Genomic DNA, 3653 nt, shown 5'->3' on the forward strand with positions numbered 1-3653 from the left:
GTTGAGGTGGCCGAGCGGACAGACCTTCTGGTGGCAGGGCGAGCACGACAGGCCGAGCCAGACCAGCTCGCGGCGCTCCGCCAGCGGTGGCGTGTTTTCGGGCGAGGTCGAGCCGTAGACGGCGACGATCGGCGTGCCGACGGCGGCCGCGACATGCATCAGTCCGCTGTCGTTGGACACAGCCAGCCTGGCGGCGGATATCAGGTCGATGGCGTCCTCCAGCCGCGTCTGTCCGGCGAGGTCGACGACGCCGGGGGCCAGGGCTGCGATCTCCGCCGTCACGTCGCGGTCGTTCTTCGAGCCGAACAGCGCAACCTTCAAGCCTTTGCCCATGAAGCCGCTGGCAAGCCCGGCATAGCTTTCGCTGGGCCAGCGCTTGGCAGGGCCGAATTCCGCGCCGGGCATCAGGGCCACGAATTTCTGCGGCGCCAGCCCGAAACGGCCGAGCAGGTCGACCTGGTTTTTCGTGTCCACGCTAAGCCGGGGCGCCCGGAAACTGCCGCCCTGGGCAAGGCCGAAATAGGCCTGCGCGGTGCGTCGTTTGATGCTGTCGGGCAATGGCACGACGTCGGTCAGCAGGCCATAGCGCATCTCGCGCAGATTGCCGACACGGCGCGGAATGCGGGCAAAGAACGGAATCAGCGCCGACTTCCAGCTGCCCGGCAGGATATAGGCCATGTCGTAGCGGCCGCGCAGCAGGCGGCCGAAGCGGCGGCGATGGGTGAATTCGAGCGCGCCGGGTTTGAGCGGAAAATCGATCTGCTGGCGGATTTCGGGCATGCGCTTGACCAGGGGTGCTGCCCAGGCAGGCGCCAGCACATCGATGGCGGCGTTGGGATGCAACTCCTTCAGCGCCGAAAACAGGCACTGCGCCATCACCATGTCGCCCACCCAGCGTGGGCCGATCACGAGGATCGTTGGGCTTTCAGCCATTCGACATAGTCTCTGACACCGGTTTCCACTGTCCGGAATTGGCCATTGTAACCGGCCGCGCGCAAACGGGACATATCAGCTTGCGTAAAGCTCTGGTAGCTGCCCTTGAGATGGTCGGGAAAGGGGATGAATTCAATCTCCCCTTTACCCAACGTGTCGATCACCGTTTCGGCGATGGCGCGGAAGGGCTGGGCACGGCCGGTGCCGCAATTGAAGATGCCGCTTGAGCCCCGTTTCCACAGCCACAGATTGACGTCGGCGACATCACCGACATGGATGAAGTCACGGCTTTGTTCGCCGGGTCCGAATCCGTCATAGGCGCCGAACAGTTTCGGGTTCTCGCCTCGCTCGACCTGGTTGAACAGATGGAAGGCGACGGAGGCCATGGCGCCCTTGTGCGCTTCGCGCGGGCCATAGACGTTGAAGTAGCGCAAGCCTACGACCTGTGAATGGTCGGCCTGCCCGGCGAACACGGTTCGCCTGACATAGTCGTCGAACAGCTTCTTGGAATAGGCGTATACGTTGAGCGGCCGTTCCAACGCGGGATCCTCGAGGAACTCCGAGCCGCCGCCATAGACGGAAGCCGAGGAGGCATAAAGGAAAGGCACGCGCAAACTCTGGCTTGCATGCAGCAACCGTTTCGAGAAGGCGTAATTCACCTCCATCATGAATTTGCCGTTCCACTCGGTGGTGGTCGAGCAGGCGCCCTGGTGGAACACGGCCTCGATGCGGCCGAGCGAGCCGGCCTCCATGCGGGGCAGGAAATCGTCCTTGTCGAGATAGTCGGCGATCTTGAGATCGGCAAGATTGACGATCTTGTGACCGTCGGTAAGGTCGTCGACGACGAGGATGTCGTCATGCCCTTCGGCATTCAGCGCGGCGACGATGTTGGAGCCGATCATGCCGGCGCCGCCCGTGACGATGATCATGAAGGACCTCTGGTTGCTTGCGATTCCGGTCCTTATAGGGGAGGCTAGCCGGGCTGTCGACAAAGCCAGGTGCATGCGCCTGTCCTGCCATTTTATGCGCTTGTCTGTTTTGTCTATTTTGTCTATTATGGACAAAACAGGGTATCCCATGAAAAACTATCCGTCGACCGATCTGAAACAGAATCTTGGAGATGTGCTTGCAGCTGCCAGCCAGCAGCCGGTCTCCATCACTCGCCACAACAAGCCGAGATACGTCCTGATGAGCATCGAGGCCTACGAAGCGCGCTTCGGCAACGACAGCCGCCGCGTCTACGCTGCGAAGGACGCCCCGACCGAACATGTCGAGATGCTCGAGGAGTACGCCGCGGAATTGGACCGTGATTAAACCCGCTGCTGCGGACGTCTGGCGATATCCATATCTTTGGCATCGCCAACACGGAGACGGCGAGACCGAAGGCCGGAAGTCACGGCCTGTGGCCTTTGTGGCTGTCCTTCCTGGGAAAGCCGGGGGTACCAACCTCTTCATACTTGCAATCACTTCCACACAGCCGGGTCGTGATCGCGTTGCAGTCAGCATCCCGGAAATTGAACGCCACCGTGCGGGCCTCGATCCTATGCCCCTTTGGGTCATGGTCGATGAGTACAATCATGATATCCTGGAAGCGTCGGCCTATTTCGAGCCGGGTGCGCGAATTGGCGCGTTCAGCCCGTCATTTCACAAGAAAATTATGTTCGCTTTTACTGCGGTTGTCCGCACGGGTCAGTCCAAAGCAATCCCGCGCGGACTGAATCGACAGGGCAGAGCACGATCGTGAGGGACCAAAAATGCCATCGACCGAACTGCTCATCGCGTTTTTCGCCACCACGGCGATCTTCGCCTACATTCCAGGCCCGGCCATGCTCTATGCCGCCGCGCAGACGATGGCGCGCGGCCGCTGGTCCGGCCTGACGGCGGCGCTGGGCATTCATCTGGGCGGCTACGTGCATGTTTTCGCCGCGGCCGCCGGGCTGTCGGTGCTGTTTCATGCCGTGCCGACGCTCTACCTGGCGGTCAAGCTGGTCGGTGCGCTCTATCTGATCTGGCTTGGCATCTCGCTGTTTCGCAAGCGCGCGGACGGCGATGCGGCGCTGCCCGCGATCGAGCGCAAATCGGCGCGGCGCGCCTTTTTCGAGAGCATCACCGTCGAGGTGCTCAATCCGAAGACAGCGATCTTCTTCATGGCGTTCCTGCCGCAATTCATCGACGCCTCGGCGGCGTTTCCGGTCTGGCTGCAGTTCGTCGTGCTCGGCACGATAGTCAATCTGATGTTCTCCTCGGCCGATATCGTCTGCGTGTTCCTGGCGGGCGCCGTGATCGGCCGCCTGCGGCGTTCAAGCCGCGCCCAGCGGCTGATGCAGCGGGCGGGAGGGGCGGTGCTGGTCGGGCTGGGCGTCCATGTTGCCCTGCAGAAGAGCTGACGCATCGGACAGTCGCGGGTCATGTCCTGACGTTGCGCTGCGTGGATTTGCGGTATATCGGCAGGCATGAACGATCCGGCCCGTAAATTGACAATTTTCATCACAATTGAGATTTGCCTTACCCTCGCGTTGCCAGTGACATGATCAAGCACAATCCGCCTTCTCCAGAACCATTGCACCGCGCCATTGCGCGGTTCGGCCAAGCCACCGTGCTGGTGGTCGGCGACTTCATCCTCGATCGTTTCGTCAACGGCGTCATCGAGCGGATCTCGCCGGAAGCGCCGATCCCGGTGCTGCATGGGCGCGGCGAGACCTCGACCATGGGCGGCGCCG

The 3653-nt window shown here is 61.9% G+C and carries 4 protein-coding genes and 1 pseudogene; 3 read left to right on the plus strand and 2 right to left on the minus strand.

Annotated features, from left to right (window positions below):
* Positions 1–933 (minus strand): lipopolysaccharide heptosyltransferase II (gene waaF / locus EN994_RS22450; RefSeq protein ID WP_127307814.1); only part of this gene is annotated, 933 nt, incomplete at its 3' end.
* Positions 906–1862 carry an ADP-glyceromanno-heptose 6-epimerase gene (rfaD, locus tag EN994_RS22455; RefSeq protein WP_063170316.1) on the minus strand — a complete coding sequence of 319 codons (957 nt, stop codon included), beginning with the start codon at positions 1860–1862 and terminating at the stop codon, positions 906–908. The genes waaF and rfaD, both read right to left, overlap by 28 nt.
* On the opposite strand from rfaD, the gene EN994_RS36260 reads away from it, so the two are divergent.
* The 3 genes and pseudogenes from EN994_RS36260 to EN994_RS22475 all read left to right on the plus strand — a co-directional run.
* Entirely contained in the window at positions 1834–2247 is a 414-nt protein-coding gene (locus EN994_RS36260; RefSeq protein WP_224675156.1) for a type II toxin-antitoxin system Phd/YefM family antitoxin, read from the plus strand. The two genes, rfaD and EN994_RS36260, sit on opposite strands and share 29 nt — an antisense overlap.
* A 440-nt stretch (positions 2248–2687) precedes the next feature.
* A complete protein-coding gene (locus EN994_RS22470; protein WP_024504155.1) occupies positions 2688–3320 on the plus strand; it encodes a LysE family translocator in 633 nt (210 codons plus the stop codon).
* A gap of 140 nt (positions 3321–3460) precedes the next feature.
* Positions 3461–3653 (plus strand): annotated as a pseudogene (locus EN994_RS22475) (bifunctional heptose 7-phosphate kinase/heptose 1-phosphate adenyltransferase); the annotation flags it as partial.

Origin of the sequence: Mesorhizobium sp. M7A.F.Ca.CA.002.09.1.1, assembly GCF_003998555.1 — a bacterium.
Classification (GTDB): Bacteria; Pseudomonadota; Alphaproteobacteria; order Rhizobiales; family Rhizobiaceae; genus Mesorhizobium; species Mesorhizobium ciceri.

Bases quoted from the DNA above. Each gene is read 5' to 3' on its own strand.
- EN994_RS36260 (WP_224675156.1), top strand. From the start codon at position 1,834: ATGCCGGCGCCGCCCGTGACGATGATCATGAAGGACCTCTGGTTGCTT.
- rfaD (WP_063170316.1), bottom strand. From the start codon at position 1,862: ATGATCATCGTCACGGGCGGCGCCGGCATGATCGGCTCCAACATCGTC.
- EN994_RS22470 (WP_024504155.1), top strand. From the start codon at position 2,688: ATGCCATCGACCGAACTGCTCATCGCGTTTTTCGCCACCACGGCGATC.